General features: G+C 72.1%; 21 protein-coding genes. 11 read left to right on the top strand and 10 right to left on the bottom strand.

The features are described 5' to 3' along the window. Positions 1–24 precede the first annotated feature (24 nt). Positions 25–603, bottom strand: a complete 579-nt coding sequence (locus MRBLWH3_RS00435; protein ID WP_363427622.1) for a hypothetical protein — start codon at positions 601–603, stop codon at positions 25–27. A gap of 262 nt (positions 604–865) precedes the next feature. On the opposite strand from MRBLWH3_RS00435, the gene MRBLWH3_RS00440 reads away from it, so the two are divergent. After that, positions 866–2,341, top strand: coding sequence for a phytoene desaturase family protein (locus MRBLWH3_RS00440; protein ID WP_363427624.1), 1,476 nt, complete (start codon positions 866–868; stop codon positions 2,339–2,341). A gap of 4 nt (positions 2,342–2,345) precedes the next feature. Further along, positions 2,346–3,830, top strand: a complete 1,485-nt coding sequence (locus MRBLWH3_RS00445) for a lipase maturation factor family protein (protein ID WP_363427626.1) — start codon at positions 2,346–2,348, stop codon at positions 3,828–3,830. Here the strand turns inward: MRBLWH3_RS00445 and MRBLWH3_RS00450 are convergent. Further along, a complete protein-coding gene (locus MRBLWH3_RS00450) occupies positions 3,802–5,349 on the bottom strand; it encodes an MFS transporter (protein ID WP_363427628.1) in 1,548 nt (515 codons plus the stop codon). The genes MRBLWH3_RS00445 and MRBLWH3_RS00450 overlap by 29 nt on opposite strands. A gap of 69 nt (positions 5,350–5,418) precedes the next feature. Here MRBLWH3_RS00450 and MRBLWH3_RS00455 point away from each other — a divergent pair, with 69 nt between their 5' ends. Further along, complete coding sequence (locus MRBLWH3_RS00455) at positions 5,419–5,976, top strand: nucleoside phosphorylase (RefSeq protein WP_363427630.1); 558 nt, start codon at positions 5,419–5,421, stop codon at positions 5,974–5,976. A gap of 135 nt (positions 5,977–6,111) precedes the next feature. Here the strand turns inward: MRBLWH3_RS00455 and MRBLWH3_RS00460 are convergent, their stop codons facing one another. Further along, on the bottom strand, positions 6,112–9,120 hold the full coding sequence (locus MRBLWH3_RS00460; protein ID WP_363427632.1) for an AAA family ATPase: 3,009 nt from the start codon (positions 9,118–9,120) through the stop codon (positions 6,112–6,114). Next, positions 9,117–10,280, bottom strand: a complete 1,164-nt coding sequence (locus MRBLWH3_RS00465) for an exonuclease SbcCD subunit D (protein ID WP_363427634.1) — start codon at positions 10,278–10,280, stop codon at positions 9,117–9,119. The genes MRBLWH3_RS00460 and MRBLWH3_RS00465 overlap by 4 nt, the downstream gene beginning before the upstream one ends. A 112-nt stretch (positions 10,281–10,392) precedes the next feature. Between MRBLWH3_RS00465 and MRBLWH3_RS00470 the strand changes: the two genes are divergently transcribed. The 4 genes from MRBLWH3_RS00470 (at position 10,393) to MRBLWH3_RS00485 (ending at position 12,589) form a co-directional block, all read left to right on the top strand. After that, a complete protein-coding gene (locus tag MRBLWH3_RS00470) occupies positions 10,393–10,866 on the top strand; it encodes an 8-oxo-dGTP diphosphatase (protein WP_363427636.1) in 474 nt (157 codons plus the stop codon). A gap of 101 nt (positions 10,867–10,967) precedes the next feature. Continuing rightward, positions 10,968–11,528, top strand: a complete 561-nt coding sequence (locus MRBLWH3_RS00475; RefSeq protein ID WP_363427638.1) for a hypothetical protein — start codon at positions 10,968–10,970, stop codon at positions 11,526–11,528. Positions 11,529–11,531: 3 nt separating this feature from the next. After that, a complete protein-coding gene (locus MRBLWH3_RS00480) occupies positions 11,532–12,263 on the top strand; it encodes an alpha/beta fold hydrolase (RefSeq protein ID WP_363427640.1) in 732 nt (243 codons plus the stop codon). Positions 12,264–12,373: 110 nt separating this feature from the next. After that, positions 12,374–12,589, top strand: a complete 216-nt coding sequence (locus tag MRBLWH3_RS00485) for a hypothetical protein (protein ID WP_363427642.1) — start codon at positions 12,374–12,376, stop codon at positions 12,587–12,589. Positions 12,590–12,599: 10 nt separating this feature from the next. Here the strand turns inward: MRBLWH3_RS00485 and MRBLWH3_RS00490 are convergent, their stop codons facing one another. The 4 genes from MRBLWH3_RS00490 to MRBLWH3_RS00505 form a co-directional block, all read right to left on the bottom strand. After that, positions 12,600–13,046 carry a DUF1622 domain-containing protein gene (locus tag MRBLWH3_RS00490; protein ID WP_363435178.1) on the bottom strand — a complete coding sequence of 149 codons (447 nt, stop codon included), beginning with the start codon at positions 13,044–13,046 and terminating at the stop codon, positions 12,600–12,602. Positions 13,047–13,102: 56 nt separating this feature from the next. Continuing rightward, positions 13,103–13,711 (bottom strand): hypothetical protein, encoded by a 609-nt coding sequence (locus MRBLWH3_RS00495; RefSeq protein ID WP_363427644.1) that lies wholly within the window; start codon positions 13,709–13,711, stop codon positions 13,103–13,105. Further along, entirely contained in the window at positions 13,711–13,950 is a 240-nt protein-coding gene (locus tag MRBLWH3_RS00500; protein ID WP_363427646.1) for a hypothetical protein, read from the bottom strand. The genes MRBLWH3_RS00495 and MRBLWH3_RS00500 overlap by 1 nt, the downstream gene beginning before the upstream one ends. A gap of 94 nt (positions 13,951–14,044) precedes the next feature. Further along, positions 14,045–14,338: a GNAT family N-acetyltransferase gene (locus tag MRBLWH3_RS00505; protein WP_363427648.1), complete on the bottom strand. Its 294-nt coding sequence runs from the start codon at positions 14,336–14,338 to the stop codon at positions 14,045–14,047. 513 nt (positions 14,339–14,851) lie between these two features. Here MRBLWH3_RS00505 and MRBLWH3_RS00510 point away from each other — a divergent pair. Then, positions 14,852–15,601 carry a winged helix-turn-helix domain-containing protein gene (locus MRBLWH3_RS00510; RefSeq protein ID WP_363427650.1) on the top strand — a complete coding sequence of 250 codons (750 nt, stop codon included), beginning with the start codon at positions 14,852–14,854 and terminating at the stop codon, positions 15,599–15,601. A gap of 120 nt (positions 15,602–15,721) precedes the next feature. Next, positions 15,722–16,729, top strand: a complete 1,008-nt coding sequence (locus MRBLWH3_RS00515) for a DNA-3-methyladenine glycosylase family protein (protein ID WP_363427652.1) — start codon at positions 15,722–15,724, stop codon at positions 16,727–16,729. Between the two features lie 61 nt (positions 16,730–16,790). On the opposite strand, the gene MRBLWH3_RS00520 is transcribed toward MRBLWH3_RS00515, so the two are convergent. Further along, positions 16,791–17,960 (bottom strand): RtcB family protein, encoded by a 1,170-nt coding sequence (locus tag MRBLWH3_RS00520; RefSeq protein ID WP_363427654.1) that lies wholly within the window; start codon positions 17,958–17,960, stop codon positions 16,791–16,793. Between the two features lie 432 nt (positions 17,961–18,392). On the opposite strand from MRBLWH3_RS00520, the gene MRBLWH3_RS00525 reads away from it, so the two are divergent. Beyond that, a complete protein-coding gene (locus MRBLWH3_RS00525) occupies positions 18,393–18,809 on the top strand; it encodes a VOC family protein (RefSeq protein ID WP_363427656.1) in 417 nt (138 codons plus the stop codon). Here the strand turns inward: MRBLWH3_RS00525 and MRBLWH3_RS00530 are convergent. Then, entirely contained in the window at positions 18,790–19,029 is a 240-nt protein-coding gene (locus MRBLWH3_RS00530) for a hypothetical protein (protein WP_363427658.1), read from the bottom strand. The genes MRBLWH3_RS00525 and MRBLWH3_RS00530 overlap by 20 nt on opposite strands. A gap of 109 nt (positions 19,030–19,138) precedes the next feature. Between MRBLWH3_RS00530 and MRBLWH3_RS00535 the strand changes: the two genes are divergently transcribed. Further along, the gene (locus tag MRBLWH3_RS00535) at positions 19,139–19,363 is read left to right on the top strand and encodes a hypothetical protein (RefSeq protein WP_363427660.1); all 225 of its coding nucleotides are present in this window, start codon (positions 19,139–19,141) and stop codon (positions 19,361–19,363) included.

A 19,363-nucleotide genomic window follows, 5' to 3' on the forward strand; every position in this document is an offset into this window, starting at 1 on the left:
CATCCGTTCACCGCGGTTCGTCTCTCAGGTGGGAGCCTGCGTGTAGGCTAGCGTGATGATCCAGCTGTCGCGGGAAAGGTCCGCGAGCTGGTAGAAGACCTTCCGGTCGGGGATCCAGCCCTTCGTCAGCGGGCTGTCGAGCCGCACATGGTCGGCGGCGACGCGGGCGCCCCGGCCATCGGCATCGCGCACGGCCTGGACGCGGGTCCAGTGGGCGATGAGCTTGCCGAGGTCGTTCTCGTCGAGCAGGTGCGAGTGCCGCTTCATGAGGTGCAGCTCGGCATCGTCGGGATGCGCGTCGCGCAGGTCGAGCCCGAGGGAGGCATCGGCGTCGGCGACCGCGACGACGGTCGCGGCGCGGAAGTTCACGTTGCGGATCTTCAGCGGCACCTCGGCGCCGTCGACCTCGGCGATCAGCTGGGTGTGGAATCCGAACGTACGCGGCGCCTCGCGCTCGACGCGCACGTCCTTCGGGTCGACGCCGAGTCTCGTGGCGACGATCTCCTGGGCCAGAGCGCGCTTGCGGTCGTGGTCCGAGAGCTTGGGGTCCCAGCCGAGACGCGCCGTGATCCCTGCCGGTGTCTCGAGAAGCACCGATTGCATGATCCACCTCATTCTCCGCGGACCCTCCGCCCCTCCATCCTGTCCCCGTGGGGCGCGGTGAGGAAGATCGCCACGCCCGTTCACCCCTGTCGCCAGGGGCCTCCCCCCCTCTGCCCTGCGAGGCCGAAACACGGGTCGGTGGCGACGACACGCCGGAGACGGATGCTGCCGCCCGGCGTGTCGCGTCACGCACCCGTCTTTCGGCACGCGTCGGACTCGTCAAGCCCCTCCCGCCGCCGCAACCCGATGGAAGGATGGGGTCATGGCGAAGCGCGCGACGGTGATCGGCAGCGGTCCCAACGGTCTGTCGGCCGCGGTCGCGCTCGCGCGCGCCGGGTACGAGGTGCGCGTGGTCGAGGCCGCCTCGACCGTCGGCGGCGGCGTGCGTACCTCGCCGCTCACGCTCCCCGGGTTCCGCCACGACGTGTGTTCGGCGGTGCACCCGGCGGCGCTCTCGTCGCCCTTCTTCCGCGCGTTCGGCATCCACGACCGCGTCGGCTGGATCCACCCGCTCGCGTCCTACGCGCAGCCGCTCGACGGCGCACGCGCGGCGATCGCGTGGCGCGACATCGAGCGCACGGCCGATGGGCTCGGCCCCGACGGCCGCGCGTGGCGGGCGGTGCTGCGCCCTCTCAGCCGCCATCTCGGCGGCCTGGTCGACTTCACCGGTTCGCAGCTGCTGCGGTGGCCGCGGCATCCGATCACCACCGTCCGGTTCGGGCTCCGCGCCCTGCAGCTCGGCACGCGCCTGGGGCGCGGCACGTTCCGCACCGAGGAGGCGAACGCGCTCCTCGCGGGCGTGCTCGCCCACGCGAACACCCCGATGCCCTCACTCGGAGGGGCCGCGTCAGGGCTCTTCCTCGCGGCGCACGGGCACTCTGCCGACGGCTGGGCGTTCCCGCGCGGCGGATCGCAGGCGATCGCGGACGCCCTCGTCGCCGACCTGACGACGCACGGCGGCGCGGTCGAGACGGGCACGCGGGTGGAGACGCTCGCGGGGCTCGACTGGGGCGATCCGGACGCCGGCGACCTGCTGCTGCTCGACACCACACCGCGCCTGCTGCTCACGCATCCGGATCTTCCCGCGCGGTACGCGCACGCGATCCGCCAATACCGGTACGGCCCGGCGGCCGCGAAGGTCGACTTCGCCCTCGACGGCCCCGTACCGTGGGCCCATCCCGACGTCGCTCTCGCCCCCACCGTGCACCTCGGCGGCACGCGGGCGGAGGTGGAGGCGAGTGAGAACGCGGTCGCGCGCGGCGGCCTGACCGACCGCCCGTACGTGCTCACGGTGCAGCCGAGTGTGCTCGACGGCACACGCGCGCCCGAGGGCAAACAGGTTCTGTGGGCCTACATCCACGTTCCGGCCGGCTCGACGTTCGATCCCACCGAAGCCGTCGTCCGACAGGTCGAGCGCTTCGCCCCGGGCTTCCGGCACCGCATCCTCGCCAGCCACGCGATGACCGCCGCCCAGCGGGAGGCCTACAACCCCGCCGACATCGGCGGGGACATCCTCGGCGGCGCGTTCACGTTCGCGCAGGCAATCCGGCGTCCTGTCGTGTCGGCGACCCCGTGGCGCACGCCGCTGCGAGGGGTCTACCTCGCGTCGGCGTCGACCCCGCCCGGACCCGGCGTCACCGGGATGCCCGGCTGGTACGCCGCACGCCAGGCACTGCACGACAACGCACGCCAGCGCCGTGGCGAGCGCCTCGAACTCGGGGACCTCTTCGGAGCGTGACGGCGTGGAAGGCTTCGCCGCGGTCGACTTCGAGTTCGCTCGGCAGGTGCTGCAGCGGGGTGTGGCGGCGCTGTTCGTCATCGCGTTCGTCTCGTCGCTGAACCAGTTCCGCCCGCTGCTCGGCGAGAGCGGCCTGCTGCCGGTGCCGGAACTGCTGGAGTGGGCGCGGACCTCCAAACGAGGTGCACGGATGCTGCGTCCCACCCTGTTCCGCTACCTCCGGTACAGCGATCGCAGGCTCGTCGCCCTCTGCGGGACGGGCATCGTGGTCGCGGCGACGCTCGTCGCGGGTATCCCGCAGCTCGGTCCGCCGTGGGTGCCGATGCTGTGCTTCCTCGCGCTGTGGCTCGGCTACATGTCCATCACGAGCATCGGGCAGACCTTCTACGGCTTCGGGTGGGAGATGCTGCTGCTCGAGGCAGGCTTCCTCGCGGCCTTCCTGGGTTCGAACGACCAACCCCCACCCGTCGTCGTGATCGTGCTGTTCTGGTGGCTGGTGTTCCGGCTCGAGTTCGGCGCGGGCATGATCAAGATCCGGGGCGGGCGCGAGTGGCGGGATCTCACAGCGCTGACCTACCACCACGAGACGCAGCCGATGCCCGGGCCGCTCAGCCGCCAGGCGCACCTGCTCCCCCGCTGGTTCCACAAGGGCGAGGTGCTCGGCAACCACTTCGCGCAGCTCGTGGTGCCGTGGTTCCTCTTCGCGCCCCTCGTCGGACTCTTCGCACCCGGACCGGTGCCCGCGATCGTCGGCGCGGTCGCCGCCGCGATCGTGATCGCCACGCAGGCCTGGCTCGTCGTCACCGGCAACTTCGCCTGGCTCAACTGGATGACGATCGTTCTCGCGTTCTCGGCCATCGGATTGCCCGGAATCGGCGCAGAGCACCAGGGCGCAGCATCCGTTGCGCCCATCGTGATCGACGGGATCCCGCTGTACTGGCTGGTCATCACGAGCGCGGTGGGGGTGCTGTACCTCGTGATCAGCTGGTGGCCGCTGCAGAACCTGTTCGCGCGCCGGCAGCTCATGAACGCGTCGTTCAACCGGTGGCAGCTCGCCAACGCCTACGGCGCATTCGGCACCGTGACGAAGGAGCGCATCGAGATCGTCGTCGAGGGCACGATGGACGAGGACCCCGACAACGCGACCTGGCGCGAGTACGCCTTCAAGGGAAAGCCCGGCGACGTGCACCGCATCCCGCGTCAGTTCGCGCCGTACCACCTGCGCCTGGACTGGCTGATGTGGTTCCTGCCGCTCGGCCGCTCCCTGGACGAATGGTTCACGCCGTTCCTGGTGCGCCTTCTGCAAGCGGATGCTGCGACCCTGCGCCTGCTCGCCCACGACCCGTTCGCCGGCGACCGGCCGCGGTGGGTGCGCGCCGTCTCGTACCGCTACCGCTTCACGACGCGCGCGGAGTTCCGCGAGTCGCACGCCCGGTGGACGCGCGACCGGAGGCGTCCGGTCATGGGACCGGTGTCCCTGCGCCGCTGACCGCGCCCTTCCGCTCGCGTGCGCTGCGGCGGGCGGTGAGGTCGATGATGGCCACCAGGAACGCGAGCGCGAGGAAGACCGCGACCGACAGCATCCCGAACGCGTACGCGTCGTGGTAGACGACGAGACTGTCGTGCGAGCCGGACTCCCGGTAGATCGCGGCGTAGAACAGCGACAGGGCGACGGCCGTGCCGACCGCGGCACCGATGCGCTGGCCGAGCTGACCGACGGAGCCGGCGAGGCCGCCCTGCTTGACCGGGATGTCGCCGAGGGTGAGCGCCTGGTTCGGGGCGATCACGAGACCGCCACCGGCACCGCCGACGGTCATGACGGCGGCGGCGATGTAGGGGGTCCACGCGGGGTCGCTGTACAGCGCGGCGAGCACCAGCCCGCCCACGCACAGCAACATGCCGGCGAGCCCCCACACCACGACGACCCGGCCGTGAGTGCTGACGAGGTTGCCGCCGATCCACGAGGTGACGGCGGACGCCAGCGCGAATCCGATGGAGACCATCCCGGCGTACACCGGCGCGAGCCCGAGCCCGAGCTGCAGGAACAGCGTCGTGACCAGGAACATCGCCGGCGCCGCCGTGAAGTACGCGGTCTGCAGCAGGGTGCCGTTGCGGTACGACGTGATGCGGAAGAGGCCCAGTGGGATGAGCGGCTTGCGGCCGCGCTTCGCATAGCGGCGCTCCCACGCGATGAACGCCGACGCGAACAGCGCGAAGGCGACGAGCAGCCACCAGCGCGCCGGGTTGTCGGTGGGCGCGCCGGTCGTGAAGAGGAAGGGCCACATCAGACAGACGACGCTCGCGCCGAACAGCAGCACGCCGACGGGATCCAGTTGCACCTTGCGCAGAGACCGCGTGCGGGTGTCGGGCAGCAGCCACAGCGCGAGGGCGATCGCGATGAGACACAGCGGCACGTTCATCCAGAAGATGAGTCGCCACCCGTTCGTCGGGCCGCCCAGCGCGATGAGCAGGCCGCCCAGCGTCGGGCCGAAGGCGGTCGCGATGCCGATCGTCGCGCCGAAGAGGCCGAAGGCCCGGGCACGCTCCTTGCCCTGGAACAGCTCCTGCGCCATACCCAGCACCTGGGGCATCTGGATGCCGGCGGCCACGCCCTGCAGCAACCGTCCCACGAGCAGTGCCTCCGCGGTCGGCGCGAGCGCGCAGAGCACGCTGGTGACCGTGTACAGCGTCAGTCCGACGACGAAGAGCGTGCGCCGCGACCTCTGGTCGCCGAGGCGGCCCATCGGCACCAGCACGAGCCCGAAGGTCAGCACGAACCCCGAGACGATCAACTGCAGCTGGGTCGAGCTCGCGCCGAGCACCTCGCCGATCGACGGGAGCGCGACATTGACCTTCGTCATGTCGAGGATGGTGATCGCCGCAACCGAGACGCACACCCAGAAGGCCCGCCAGCGGGCTCCGTGCGAGAGGGGGATGACGGCGGTCGTGACCGGCACGGCACGCCCCTTCGTCGAGGTCTTCGGGGGCGTCGGGTGTGGCTCGGACATCGTGCCCAGGCTAACCCCGTTCCCCAGCGCGCCGGGCGGAGACTCGGGCGGGCGGGACATGATGGAGGGGTGAGACTCCTCGTCGCCGCCCTCGCCTCCGAGCTCGTCGCGTTCCCTGACGACCTCGACGGATTCGACCGCCTCGTCACCGGCCCCGGCAAGCTGCAGGCGACCTACGCGCTCACCCGCGCACTCGACACGACCGCCTACGACGAGATCGTGGTGGTCGGCACCGCGGGAGCGATCGACGCGCGGCTCGAGGCATCCGTCTACGAGATCTCGGCGGCCCTCCAGCACGACGTCACCGACATCGACGGCATCGTCGGCCAGCACGTGTCGCTGCCGGCGCGCGTCGAGCTCGATGCCGACGGCGTGACGATCGCGACCGGCGACCACTTCGTCGACGACTCCGAGGCGGTGGAGGTCATCCGCCCGCTCGGCGCGGGCCTCGTCGATATGGAGACGTACGCGTACATCTGGGTGGCGCAGCGGTTCGGGGTGCCGATCCGCGTGCTGAAGGCCGTCTCGGATCGCGCCCAGGACGGCGCCATCACGGACTGGCGCACCGCGGTGACCGCGTGCAGTCACCAGCTGCGCGACCGCATCCGGGACGACTACGGCGTCTGACCCCGCGGCACCGGCCGCGCGCTCAGGCGATGAGCGGGGCGGATGCTGCGAGCCCGGCGCTGCACGTGGGCGCCTGCGGTGGCGCTCGGGTCGGCGAGTACCGACTGGCGCGTCTTCCGTGTGCGGTGCCGGGGATCAGACGCGCACGCCGGCGTCCTGGCGGATGACGCTCGGGCCCGCGGGTGTCGCCTCGACGGCGAGCTGTGCCGGGAGCTGCTCCTTCATCGCGGCGACGTGGCTGATGACGCCGACCGTGCGCCCGCCCTGGCGCAGCTCGTCGAGAGTGCGCATGGCGAGGTCGAGCGTCTCCTCATCGAGCGAGCCGAATCCCTCGTCGACGAACAGCGTGTCGAGCCGGATGCCGCCGGCGCGGGCCGTCACGACCTCGGCGAGCCCGAGGGCCAGCGCGAGAGACGCGAGGAAGGTCTCGCCACCCGACAGCGACTGGGCCGGACGGGACTGGCCGGTGAACGCGTCCATGATCTCGAGGCCGAGCCCGGAGGCGGCGCCGCGGGCCGCCCGCGCGTCGGTGTGCTGCAGCCGGTAGCGGCCCGACGACATGTCGCTGAGCCGCAGGTTCGCGGCGGCCACGATCTCCTCGAGCTCGGCGGCGAGCACGAACGTCTCGAGGTCCATCTTCATCGTGTTGGGGGCGCGGCCCGCAACGGTGTCGGCGAGCCGCGCGATGGCCGCGGCATCGGCGGCCCGAACGGCGACCCCGGCGTACGCCTGATCGATCTGCATCGCAAGGTCGCGCAGTCCCGCCACGAGCGTGCGCGCGTCGCCCTCGGCGCGCAGTGCCGCGGTGCGTGCCGCGTCGGCTGCCGCGAGCACGTTCCGCGACGCGTCCGTGTCGACAGGATCGGTGGGAGCGCCGGCGAGTTCGAGCTCGAGCTCGAGCACGCGGGCGCGCGCAGCCCCGAGCTGTGCGTCGTGCGCCGAGATCCGCTCGGCGAGCGTCTCCGCCGCCCGCGGCGCCACCAGCGCGGCGGTGACGTCGGCGACATCGGCGAAGACGGATGCCGCGACCCTCTCGTCGACGTCGGCATGTGCCTGCGCGGCCAGCATCGCCGCGCGGTCCGCGTCGGCGCGGGCGTCGGCCGCCGCGCGGGCGGCGTCGCGGACCGCGGTGGCGTGCGCGACGCGGTCGGCCACGCTCGGATGCTCCCCGCGGGCCGCCTCGACCGCCTCGCGTGCGGCGGCCACGCGCTCCTGCAACGCCGCGATCCGCGTGCGGGCGTCGGCGAGCTGCTCCGTCAGCGTGGCGCGCGACGTCTCGGCTTCGAGGTCGAGCGCCGCGAGCCCGGCGCGCCGGGCGGCGAGCGCGTCGCGGCGTTCGACGGCCCGCTCCGCGGCGGCGAGGTCGGCGGCGGCCGCAGCCAGCTGCTCGTGAAGCGGCTCCACGCCTTCGCCGCCGGCGCGGGCTGCGACCTCGGCGTGGCGTTCCCGCGCTCGCTTCGCCGCGTCCGATGCGGCGCTCTCGTGACGGGAGGTTGCGTCCCGCTGGGCTTGCGCCGCTGCGAGGATCTCGTCGGTCACCGGCTCATCGGCGGGTGCCGCCGGGGACGGGTGCGCGGTGGCACCGCAGACGGCGCAGGGCTCACCGTCGACGAGGGTGGTCGCGAGCTCGCCCGCATAGCCGTCGAGGCGGAGCTGCAGCAGCTCGGCGACCCTCGCGGCGGCCGCGGCGGCCGCACCGGCCGCATCGCGATGGACGATCTCGGCCGCGCGCTGCGCGGCGGCGAACCCCTCGGCCTCGACGGCGGCGGCAAGGCGCGCGGCGATCTCGTCGTGACGCGCTCGCGCGGGGTCGCGCCGGGAGGCCGCCTCGCGCTGCGCGTCGAGTTCGGTGTCGATGCGTTCGAGTTCCGCCGGCACCTGCGCCCGCTGCGCATCGAGGGCGACAATGTCGGCTTCGAGCCGCGCAACGCCGGCCGCGGCATCCGTCATCCGCGTCTCGCCGTCAGCGAGGGCGGCCTCCTGCGCGAGCGCCGCGGTCCACAGGGCGAGCTCGCCGGTGAGCCGCTCGACCACCGCGGTGAGATCATCTGTGTCCGCGTCGTCGGTGCCGGCTACCGCTCGGGCCCAGACCGCGTCCGCGGATGCGGCCTGCTCGGCCGTTGCCGCCGCGGTGCGGTCGGCCCGGCGAGCCGTCTCGAGCGGGGCGCGGAGCACCTCGGCCGAACGCGCGCGGTCGAGTCGCCGGCGGTCTTCTGCGATGAGCGGGCCGGCCGCCTCGAGCGCGATGAGTCGGTCCCGAGCACGACCGAGCTCGGCCTGCGCCTTGGCGACCCCGACGCGTTCGAGGTGCGCGGCTTCCGCTGCCGCGCGAGCGTCGTCCGCCTCGGTGCGCTCGCGGGTCAGCGTGTCGAGGCGGTACGAAGCGCGCTGCTCGCCGAGATCGACGGCGGCTCGTCGCGCTGCGAGGTCGAGCGGCGTGGCGCCGACGGATTCGTCGGCCGGCACCAGCTCATGCGCCGCGATCAGTCTCTCGGCCTGATCGAGCAAGGTGCGGGCCCGCTCGCCCAGCGCGTCGAGCTCGTGTTGCGCAGCCCTGCTGCGCTCGCCCAGTTCACGGGCGTACTCCTCATAGCGGCGGGTACCGAACAGCGCACGCAGCAGCGATTGACGCTCGGTGCCGGAAGCGAGGAGGAACCTCGAGAAGCGGTTCTGCGCGAGCAGGATCACCTGCTGGAACTGTTGAGCGTTGAGCCCGAGCACCTCGTCCAGGAAGAGCCCGACCTCGCGCGGCTTGGCGGCTCGGCCGATCCATGCTCCGTCCACGAGCTCCTCGAGCTCTGCACGTGTGGGCTCGGTGGTCAGCCCGCCGCCGCGACGAGCGGGCCGCTGGTACTCCGGGGCCCGGGTCACACGCCAGCGGCGATCGCCGACGGTGAACTCGAGGCGAACCTCCGTCGGGTCCTCGGGTTCGCAATGGTCGCTGCGGAGGCGCTTGTCGCCCGTCTCGTACCGGGGCACGCTGCCGTACAGCGCGAAGCAGACGCCGTCGAGGATGCTCGACTTGCCCGCGCCGGTGCGGCCGGCGATGAGGAAGATGCCGTCGTGCTCGAACGCCTCGAAGTCGACGCTCTGCTTCTCGCGGAACGGCCCGAACCCGGTGAGCTCGAGGTGGTGCAGCCTCACGCGGTCGCCTCCACCCGCGCCCGCTGCTCCAGCAGCTCACCGACGAGCTCGGCCTCGCGAGCCGACGCACCCTCGCCCTCGCGCACGTGCGCGAGGAACGCGTCGACGAGCTCGGCGTCGTTGCGGGCGGCGCGCACGCGCTCGGCGTACGTGCGCGCGTCGCCGGCGCGCGCGGCGACCGGCACGTGGCGCACCTCGGCGCAGAACGGGAACCGTGCGAGCAAACGCCGCATCGGATCGCGCTGCGGCAGCGGATCCGTATATTCGGCGCGCACCCACTCATCGGCGTGGGTCGCGAAGCGCTCGTCGGTCAGCAGCTCGTCGAGCGTCGCGGTCAGCGTGGTGACGGCACGCGGCACCGGCAGCGGGAGCCACTCGACGCGGCCGAGTGCGTCTGGGCCGAGTCCGTCGGCGCCGAGGTCGATCAGCCACGACCCGCGCGGCTTGTGCCCTTCGTCGAAGCTGTAGTGCAGGGGCGCGCCGGAGTAGCGCACGCGCGGCGACAGCTGCTGCCGCCCGTGGATGTGCCCCAGCGCCATGTAGTCCACGCCGTCGAAGGTCGACAGCGGCACGATGTCGAGACCGCCCTGCTGGATGTCGCGCTCGAGATGCGGCGTCGGCTCCACTCCGGCGGCGAAGCAGTGCGCGACCGCGATCGTGCGTCCGCCTCGGGCCACGGCATCTGCCCGCACCAGATCCATGGCGCGCGCGAGCACATCTGCCTGCGTGCGCACGCCCGGCCAGGCGCCGCGCAGCAGCACCGGCTCCAGATAGGGGATGCCGTACACGTGGACCGGGCCGTGCTCGTCGTCGACGGTGATCGGGGTGCCGACCGTCGCGGGATCGGTGATGACGTGGACGCTGTCGCGTAGGAGGCCGGCCTGGAAACCGAGCCGGGCCGCGGAGTCGTGGTTGCCGCTCGTGACGACCACGGTGGCGCCGGCGTCGGCGAGGCCTCGCAGCGCGTCGGTCAGGAGCGTGTACGCCCCCGCGGCGGGAGTCGCGGAATCGAACACGTCGCCGGCGACGATCACGAGGTCGACGTCGCGCTCGGTCACCTGGATGACGAGCTCCTCGAGCACACCTCGCAGCACATCGAGCGTGGCGTGGCCGTGGAACGACCGCCCGATGTGCCAATCGGAGGTGTGCAGGATCCGCATGCTCAACACGGTACGTTCGGCCCCTGACATCGGCGGCGAGGCAGGCCGCGCACCCCGCGAACCGCCGGGGTTTCCGCGTCGGTGCGGCGCGCACGGCGCGTACCCTCGAGCCATGTCCTTGCCCGGGGTCTGCGTGGTGCTTCTGCTGCGGCGCGGGCCGGAGGGCGTGGAGGTTCTGCTGGGGCGCAAGCGCGCAGGGCTCGGCCGGGGCAAGGTCGTGGGCATCTGCGGCCGGGTCGAGCCGGGCGAGGGCGCCGACGAGGCCGCTGTGCGCGAAGCCCGGAGGGAGGTCGGCGTGCGGGTCGAGGCATCCGATCTCTATCTCGCCGGCACGGTCGAGTACCACTTCCCCACCCGGCCCGCGTGGTCGCAGCAGGCGACCGTCTTCGTCTGCCGGCGGTGGTGGGGCGATCCGGTCGGGAGCGACGGGATGACGCCGCAGTGGTACTCCCTCGACGCCGTGCCCTACGCGCGCATGTGGGACGACGCCTCGCGGTGGCTGCCGGGCGTGCTCCGCGGCGGCACCGTCGACGCCCGCTTCACCTTCGGCGCGGACCTCGCCACGGTGGTGCTGACCGCCGAGTGACGCCCGGCGCCGGCCGCGCGTCCGCGTCGGCGAGATCCCGGGTCCGGCCGGCTCCGGCGGTGCGCACTCCCCTCCGCACGCCGCCGGACGTATCGTGGAACATGGCGCACAACGCAGACACCGCTCCACGATCGACCGTGGTGGCGCTCGTCGGAGCCGATAGCGACGAGCTCCTGACCGGCCTCGCCGATGTTCCCGCGCTCCTGGCCCTGTCGCTCCGTGAGGCCGAGCCGGCGGTGGCCGCGCACCTCGTCGCCTCCGTCTCGATGCCCTACGTCGTCCACGACGCCGACCCGCTCGAGCACGTCGCCTCGGCCTGGGTCGAGCTCTACGAGGAGCGCGCGACGCTCGGCTCTCTCGAGGCGGAGGTCGACGCCCTCCTGGCGCTGTTCGCGTCGGGCGAGGCGGTCATGCCCGACTACTACGTCGTGGCCGGCCCCGAGGCGATCGAGGGCACCTGGCGCCACTGGTGGCTCGGCGCTCTCGCTCACCATGCGCCGTCGCGCGTGCTTCCGGTCGAGGCTTCCGGCACCGCGTTGCGCGCACGGTTGCGCACGCTCCCCGCGTCCCGTCCGTGGCCCGAACCCTCGGCCTGGCTGACCCGGGTGCAGTTCGACATCCCCGACCGGGTCGGACTACGCGATCAGCCGGGCGCCGCCTGATCCATGGCGGTCGTCGACAGATTCGCGCACGCCGGCGCGACGCTCGTCGCCGAGCGCCGCGGGAGCGGCGAGAGGATGTACGTGCTGATCCACGGCATCGGCATGGGCCGCACGGTGTTCGCCGACCTCGAGCGGCATCTGGGCGACGGCGAGGTCATCGCCTTCGACCTCCCGGGCTACGGGGAGGCCCCCGAACCGCGTCGCGTGCTGACGATCGAGCGCACGGCCGACCTCGTGGCCGCCTACCTCCGGGCTCACGTGCGCGGGCCTGCGGTCGTCATCGGTCACTCGATGGGCGCGCAGGTCGCGCTCGAGGTCGCGGCGCGCCATCCGGCCGTCGTCGACCGCATCGTGCTCATCGGACCCACCGTCGACCCGTCCGCCCGGACGGCGCCGCGGCAGCTGTGGCGGCTCCTGCGCGACATCGCCCTCGAGAGCCCGGTGGTGATCGCGCGCGGTGCCCGGGAGTACGTGCGTGCGGGGCCGCGCCTGCGCGCGAAGTTCCACGCGATGCTCAGGCATCGTCCCGAGGATGTGCTGCCGCGCGTGGGGGTGCCCGCGCTGGTGCTCCGCGGCCAGGACGATCTCGTCGCCCCACCGGACTGGTGCCGACGGCTCACGGAAGCCCTGCCCGACGGCCGGCTCGCTGAGGTGGCGGGGCATGGCCACGAGACGATGATCCGGGATGCCGCACCCGCCGCGCGGCTCATCCGCGAGTTCGCCGGATCGGCGTGAGAGCGCCTCTCGACTGCCGCGTCCGGGCGGAATCCTGCCATACCCGCCACGGCCGGCAATGTCGGAACCCCCGCGTAGGTTTCACCACGTCGGAACCAACGGAGGAAACCATGTTCGCTGTATACGCCGCCGAACAGCAGTACCGCCACGACACCTGGTCGCGAGACCGCGAGCACGCGCTCCTCGCCTCCATCCGCGAGCGGAAGGCCGCCGTCGCCTCGCAGCCCCCAGCCCGGGTGATCGCCCGCCCGCGACGCTCCTCGTGGGCTCGGCCGATCGGGTTGCACGTCCCGGAGCACGACCCCGCGGTCTGCGCCGTCGCGTAGCCGACCACGGTCAGGGCGCGCGCGGGTCCGCGGCGGCGGATCCGCGCGTCGCGCCGGCGGTCTGCTGGGCCGCGCGATCCTTCGCCACCGCGTCGCCGATCAGTTGACCGCCGCTGCGCAGGAGGGCGCGACGCCACGGCAGGGTGCCCTCGATCTCGATCTGGATCGAGATCGACAGAATGGTCCGGATGAGGACGATGAGCCCGAGGATCGCGGCGTCCTCCAGCGACGGCTTCGAGGTGATCGTGCGGATCAGGTCAGCCGCGACGAGAACCTCGAGCCCGAGGAGGATCGCTCCGCCGAGGGTGGTGCGCAGCGTCGTGAACGCCTGCTGCCCTCCCTCATGACGGGCGAGCGATCGAGCCCCGAGCACGAGCGCGATCACGAAGCCCGCGATCATGGCGGCGGCGCCGATCGCCTCGAAGCCGACGGCGACGGCGGTGAACACCTCCTCCATGTGCACGCGCCCAGCCTAGGGCCGGGCGCGTGCACATCTCTGGCGGAATCGCGGCATCACCCCGCCGGAGTGCGCCGCGGGTGCGCGGGCTCGTCGGCGTCGCCGGTCGACACCTGTCGCGCGAGCTCCTCGATGTCGTTCTCCGGCAGCTCTACGCCGGACTGCACGAGGCGCTGGCGGAGCACGTGCGCGATCTCCTCCAGAGGCTCGGTGCCGACGTCCTGCCGGGTCTGCGCGACGATGCCGGCCACCTTGTCGACGTCAGACGCGTTGTTCTGCGCCATCGCGGGCAGCCGCTGCTCCTGCTCCGGCCCGAGGGCGCCCGACGTGCGCTGCGCCTCGCTCACGGTCTGCGTCTCGCGGCTCCCGTCCTGACCGTGGTGGTCGACGCCATCCTCTACGACCCCGATTCCGACGGCTTCGTGAGTCGGTGCGGCCGCCGCGGGCACGGGGGGCTCGGCGTCGCCTGCCTGGGCCGATGTTCTCTCGGTCCACGCAGGCGCTTCCTGGGCGTCCGGGGCCGGCTCCCCCATCGTGGGGGCGGGATCGGGAGAGTCTTCGCGCACGGGTTCGCCCGGCGCCGGTGTCGACTCGGCACCGGCCGCATCCTCACGATCGGGGTAGTTGACCCCGGGCTGCTCGTACTCGTCGCCGGTCGTGCTCATCACGGTTCTTCCCCTCTTCCGGCGTCCGCCGCAAGGTCAGGATCGGCGCCCCGCCGGGCCGCCTCACCGTCGACGGGGTCGTCGGGCTGCAAAGCGGCATCCGTCAGCAGGTCGGCCTCGGTCGCCGCGGCGCTGCGCTCTCGTGACTCGGTGTCGTCCACCTGCTCCCAGCCGCCGGGGGCGTCGGCGTTCACGACGCCCTCGGGCAGGTCCTGGGTTCTCGCTCGTTCGCGATCCATGCGTGCTCCTTTCGTCCTCCCCCAGCCTCCGTCGATGCGGCGGACGGCGACACGGGGTTGACAAGGGAGGCCGACGGTGTCGACGCGCGATCCGCTACGGACGCGGATTCAGGATGCCGCGGCGCGAGGGGTTCGCATCGAACCAGTCCGCGACGTACCAGCACACCGGGATGACCTTGCGGTCGCCTCGCGCCTCGAGCTCTTCCACGGCGCGCTCGACGAGTTCACCGGCGTACCCGTGCCCGCGGAAGGAGGGGATCGTGTAGGCGCGCGTCATGGCCACGGTCCTGCCGTCGTCGCGATAGTCGAGCACGCTCACCAGGTCGTCGCCGCGGTGCAGGGTATACCGCGAGGCGTCGGTCTCTTTCGTGAAGCGGAGCTGGGTCACGCCGACAGGCTACGCCCGCCACGCAGGACCGGGACGCGTCGCTCCGTATGTCGCAATGATCGCTCAGCTGACACTCGGTGTCACCCGACGTGGAACTGAGCAATCTGTCACATTCCGAAACGATCTGGGCCCAGAACCCGTGCGATTTGACGTTTTTGGACAAAGTCGGTAATAATCGGGCACATGACTGACAACGCGCTGTATCTGTCCGCCCGGGAGGCGAACAGGACTGCCGGCATGATGATGGCCGGCCGCATTGTCATGTGTTGTCGAATGTGCCACTAGCACGGTGACCCCCGTCGGACTCCTCCTCCGCTTCTGACCGCAGGGAGTCCCCCGAAGCACCGGTTTCGTGCGTCGACCACGCGCACCCGGACCCGCTTCGCACACCGCCCAACGTCGGGCACAGACCTCGATCGGCTTTCGGCCTTTCTCGCCACCGACGACCAGGGCCGCAGCACATCATCTCAACCCGGTTCCGCCATCCGGGTTCCTCCCGCAAGGACCATCATCATGTCGACCACCGCCCTCCTCGACCGTCCCACCACCGCCGCTCCCGTCCGCCACCTCCGCGCCGTGAATCACCCGGCCGCGGTCGAGGCGCCCGCCGCCCCGGCACCCGAGCCCGCGCAGCCCGGCGGTCGCGCCCTGCCCGCCGGCACGGCGCCGCGCGGCTTCGCCCTCTACGTCGGCATCGACGAGGCCAAGGCCGCCGCTTCCGGTGTGAACCTCGGCGTGCTCGTCGACGCTCTCCGCCGCACGCTCGCCGAGCTCGCCCCGTCCGCCGAGACCTACGCCACGGTCGCCCTCGCGCCGGTCGGCTCGGGCGGCCGCGACGTCGACGTCGTGCGCCTCGCGCTGCACGAGCCGTCGGCCGTCGCCCGCACCAGGCAGGAGGAGCCCGAGGACGAAGAGCCGGCTTCGGGCGGCGTGGTCGTCGACATCTCGCGCAAGCGCGTCCTCATCGACGGCGAATCTGCCGCCTTCACCTTCAAGGAGTTCGAGCTGCTGCAGTATCTCGTACTCCGCGAGGGTCGCACGATCGAGCGCACCGAGCTCGTGACCTCGCTCTGGCAGGGCGCGACCGACGACGACGCCCCGGGCGAGCGGACCATCGACGTGCACGTCCGCCGCCTCCGCGCCAAGCTCGGCCGCTACGAAGACATCGTCCGCACGGTGCGCGGCGTCGGCTACCGCTTCGACCGCCACGCCGACGTCGTCATCCGCTACGGCCACGGCACCCCGTCGCCTGACCGCTTCTGATCCGCGCCGCCCGAGCGGACGACCCGACGCATCCGGCCGCTCCCGAGCGCGTCGGGTGCCGTTCTCGACGGCTCGCGAAGACGGAACGGATGTCGGAGGGCGGGGCGTAGGGTGGGCGGCATGACCACCTCGCTCTCGCGCATTCCTCGGACGAGGGACGCGGAGCGTTTCGATCAGCGGGCGACCGCCCGCGATCCCCGGCCCGATCACGGCCGGCCGCTCGAGACGGAGTACCGACCACGGCATCCGCTCGACCTCCGCCGGACCGTGTTGTACCAGCGACGCGGAGCGGGCGACCCGACGATCGCGGTCTCGGGCGCGGTCATCTGGCGCGTCAGCCGCACGCCCGAGGGCATCGCGACGCTCGCGATCCGCGAGACGCACCCCGGCGTGATCCGCGGCGCGGCCTGGGGGCCTGGCCGCGAGTGGGCTCTCGCGCAGCTTCCTGCGCTGTGCGGCGCCGACGACGACCTCGGCGACTTCGATGCGTCGCCGCATCCGCTCATCGCCGACGCCCATCACCGCAATCCGGGCCTGCGCCTCTCGCGCACGGATCTCGTGTTCGACGCACTGGCGAGTGCGATCTTCGAGCAGAAGGTGACCGGCATGCAGGCGTTCGGCGCGTGGCGGCGCATCGTCACCTGGTGCGGCGAGCGCGCCCCCGGCCCGACGCCGGCGCCGATGTTCGCGCCGCCCACGATCGACGGCTGGCAGCACGTCCCCTCGTGGGTCTGGCACCGTTCGGGCCTCGAGCCGCCGCAGTCGAAGACCGTCGTTTCGACGGCGCGGCGCGGCGACGCCATCGTGCGCACGGTCCTCGCCGCCGGCGACGGCGAGGCCGTCGACCGCGTGCTGATCAGCCAGCCCGGCATCGGTCCGTGGACCTCGGCCGAAACCCGCATCCGGGCTCTCGGCGACCCCGACGCGGTGAGCGTCGGCGACTACCACCTGGCTCACGAGGTCGGCTACGCGCTGACCGGCCACCGGACGGACGACGAGGGGATGCTGCAGCTCTTGGCCGCGTGGCCCGGGCAGCGTCAGCGCGTCATCCGTCTCCTCGGCGCCAGCGGTGTGCGCGAACCTCGTCGTGGCGCGCGCCTGCATCCCGAGGATCACCGCGACCGCTGACGTCGACGTTCGCGAGGCAGCGACCCGGCGCTCCTGAGAACCGTCGGGTCGCTGCCTCCGTTCAGTCGCCCTTCACGTTGACGAGTTGCCGCAGCGTATGGCGCACGGCGACGAGGTCGGCCGCGTCGGCCATGACCCGGTCGATCGGCTTGTACGCCTGCGGGATCTCGTCCAGGAACGCGTCGGTGTCGCGGAACTCGATCCCCCTCATGGCCGCGCGCAGCTGGTCGTGCGTGAAGGTGCGGCGCGCCGCGCTCCGCGAGTACTCGCGACCCGCACCGTGCGGCGAGGAGTTCAGCGACAGCGGGTTGCCGAGGCCCTCCACGACGTAGGATGCGGTGCCCATCGAACCGGGGATGAGGCCCGGCCGACCGGCGTCCGCCTGGATCGCGCCCTTGCGGGACACCCACACCTGCGTGCCGAAGTGCTTCTCCGACTCCGTGAAGTTGTGGTGGCAGTTGATCCGCTCGTGCTCGATCACAGTCGTACCCATGATCTCCGAGAGCTGACGTGCGACGCGGTCCATCATCTCCTCACGATTGAGAAGAGCGAAGTGCTGCGCCCACCGCAGCTCACGGATGTACGCGCGGAACTCCGGCGTGCCCTCGACGAGGTACGCGAGGTCGGGGTCGGCAAGCTCGATCCACCACTGCTTGGCCAGGCGCTGCGCGACACCGATGTGGTGCGTGGCGATCTTGTTCCCGACGCCCCTCGAACCGGAGTGGAGGAACATCCACACGCGGTCGAGCTCATCGACCGACACCTCGATGAAGTGGTTGCCCGACCCCAGCGAACCGAGCTGCAGCCGCCAATGGCCGGCGTACCGCGCCGGGTCGAACTCGGCCTTCTCGGCGAGCTCCTCCAGCTCCGCGACCCGGGGCTCGGCGGTGGCGACCACTTTGCGGTTGTCACGCCCGGCCGAGAGCGGAACGGCCCGCTCGATCTGCTCACGCAGCTGCGTGAGATCGTGCGCGACGAGCTGCGCCTTCGTGAACTGGGTGCGTACGGCGATCATGCCGCAGCCGATGTCGACCCCGACGGCGGCGGGCATGATGGCCCCGAGCGTCGGGATGACCGACCCGACGGTCGCGCCCTTCCCGAGATGGGCATCGGGCATGAGGGCCAGATGCGGGTGGATGAACGGCATGCGGGACGAGGTGCGGGCCTGCTCGACGGTCTTCTCGTCGATCAGGCTCGCCCACGAGAGCAGCCGGTCTGTGAGCCTCTCCATGATTCCTTTCCTTGCGAGCTCACGCACCCGTTCGGGTGCGCGGGGGGCGGGCCGTCGGTCCGGAGTTCCCCGGGAAAGGGAAACGCCCCGGACCTGTGCGGTGCGGGGCGTGGATCAGCGGATGCTGCTACACGGCCTGCGCCGGAGGGGACGACTCGTAACGGCCCTTGGGCTGCTGACCCAGGACCGCCTCGAAACGGAGTTCGCGCTCGGCGTTCATCCGTCGTCCTCTCGGCTCGCTCGTGAGGCCGCGCCGGTCGGCGCAGCCCCGCAACGCTAGAGGACGGCGGCGCGCGGCGTCAAGTGGCGCGACCGCCCGCCTCCGAAGAAGGCGTGACGACACCCTGTCTTGTGGATGTCGGAGGTGCCGACGACACTGGGACGCGCCACGCGGCCGGGCGCGGCATCCACCACCCACTTCAGGAGTTCGACATGCCCAGCCTCAACCCGTATCTCTCCTTCAAGAACCAAGCCCGTGAGGCGATGACCTTCTACCAGACCGTTTTCGGGGGCGACCTCGACATCTCGACGTTCGGCCAGTTCGAGGGGATGGTGCAGGACCCCTCCGAGAACGATCTCGTGATGCACGCACAGCTCACCAGCCCCGACGGCTTCGTCCTGATGGGCGCCGACACGCCCACCGGCATGAACTACGAGAAGCCGGCCGGCATCTCGGTCTCGGTGAGCGGTGACGACGAGGCCTCGCTGCAGGGCTTCTGGGACAAGCTCGCCGACGGCGGCACCATCACGATGCCGTACGACACGCCGCCGTGGGGCGGCAAGTTCGGCATGCTCACCGACCGCTTCGGCATCGACTGGATGGTGGCGGTCAACGCGCGGCAGGGCTGAGCAGGTCGCGGACTCCGGCGAGAGGCCGGGGTCCGCGCTCGCCGTGTCGGGCGCGATCAGGCGGCCTCGCTGTCGTCGATGGGGTGTCGATGAAGGCGTGGCTGCTCTCGAGCAGCTGCTCCGCGAAGGCGACCGCGGCGTCCTCGGCGGACGAGCCGGGATCGGTGGACCGTGCGAGGGGCGAGGTGCCGAGCGTGAGCGGGCCGACGTCGAGGGACATGAGGTCCGTACCGTGTGGTGGGTCCTTCCGACCTAGCGAGCGGCACCGGCCGGTAGGCCCCCGGAGGCCCGGCGCCCGCCCGCCGCCGCCGCGGCCCTAGGCTGGCGACATGACCACGACGCGGAAGGGCTGGACGCGGGGACACTCGGGCTGGGCGCTCGGCACGGCCCTGATGTTCACGCTGGGGATCGTCTTCGGGCTCATCTGGGGAAACGTGCTGCTGGGCGTCGTGCTCGCCGCGGCGGTGTCGATCGGCTGGCTGATGGCTTACGAGTCCTGGCGTGGGCGCAGCGTCGGCCTCGAGAACCGCGACGACGACGGCGCCCGGCTGTAG

Source organism: Microbacterium sp. LWH3-1.2, from assembly GCF_040675855.1.
Taxonomy (GTDB): Bacteria; Actinomycetota; Actinomycetes; order Actinomycetales; family Microbacteriaceae; genus Microbacterium.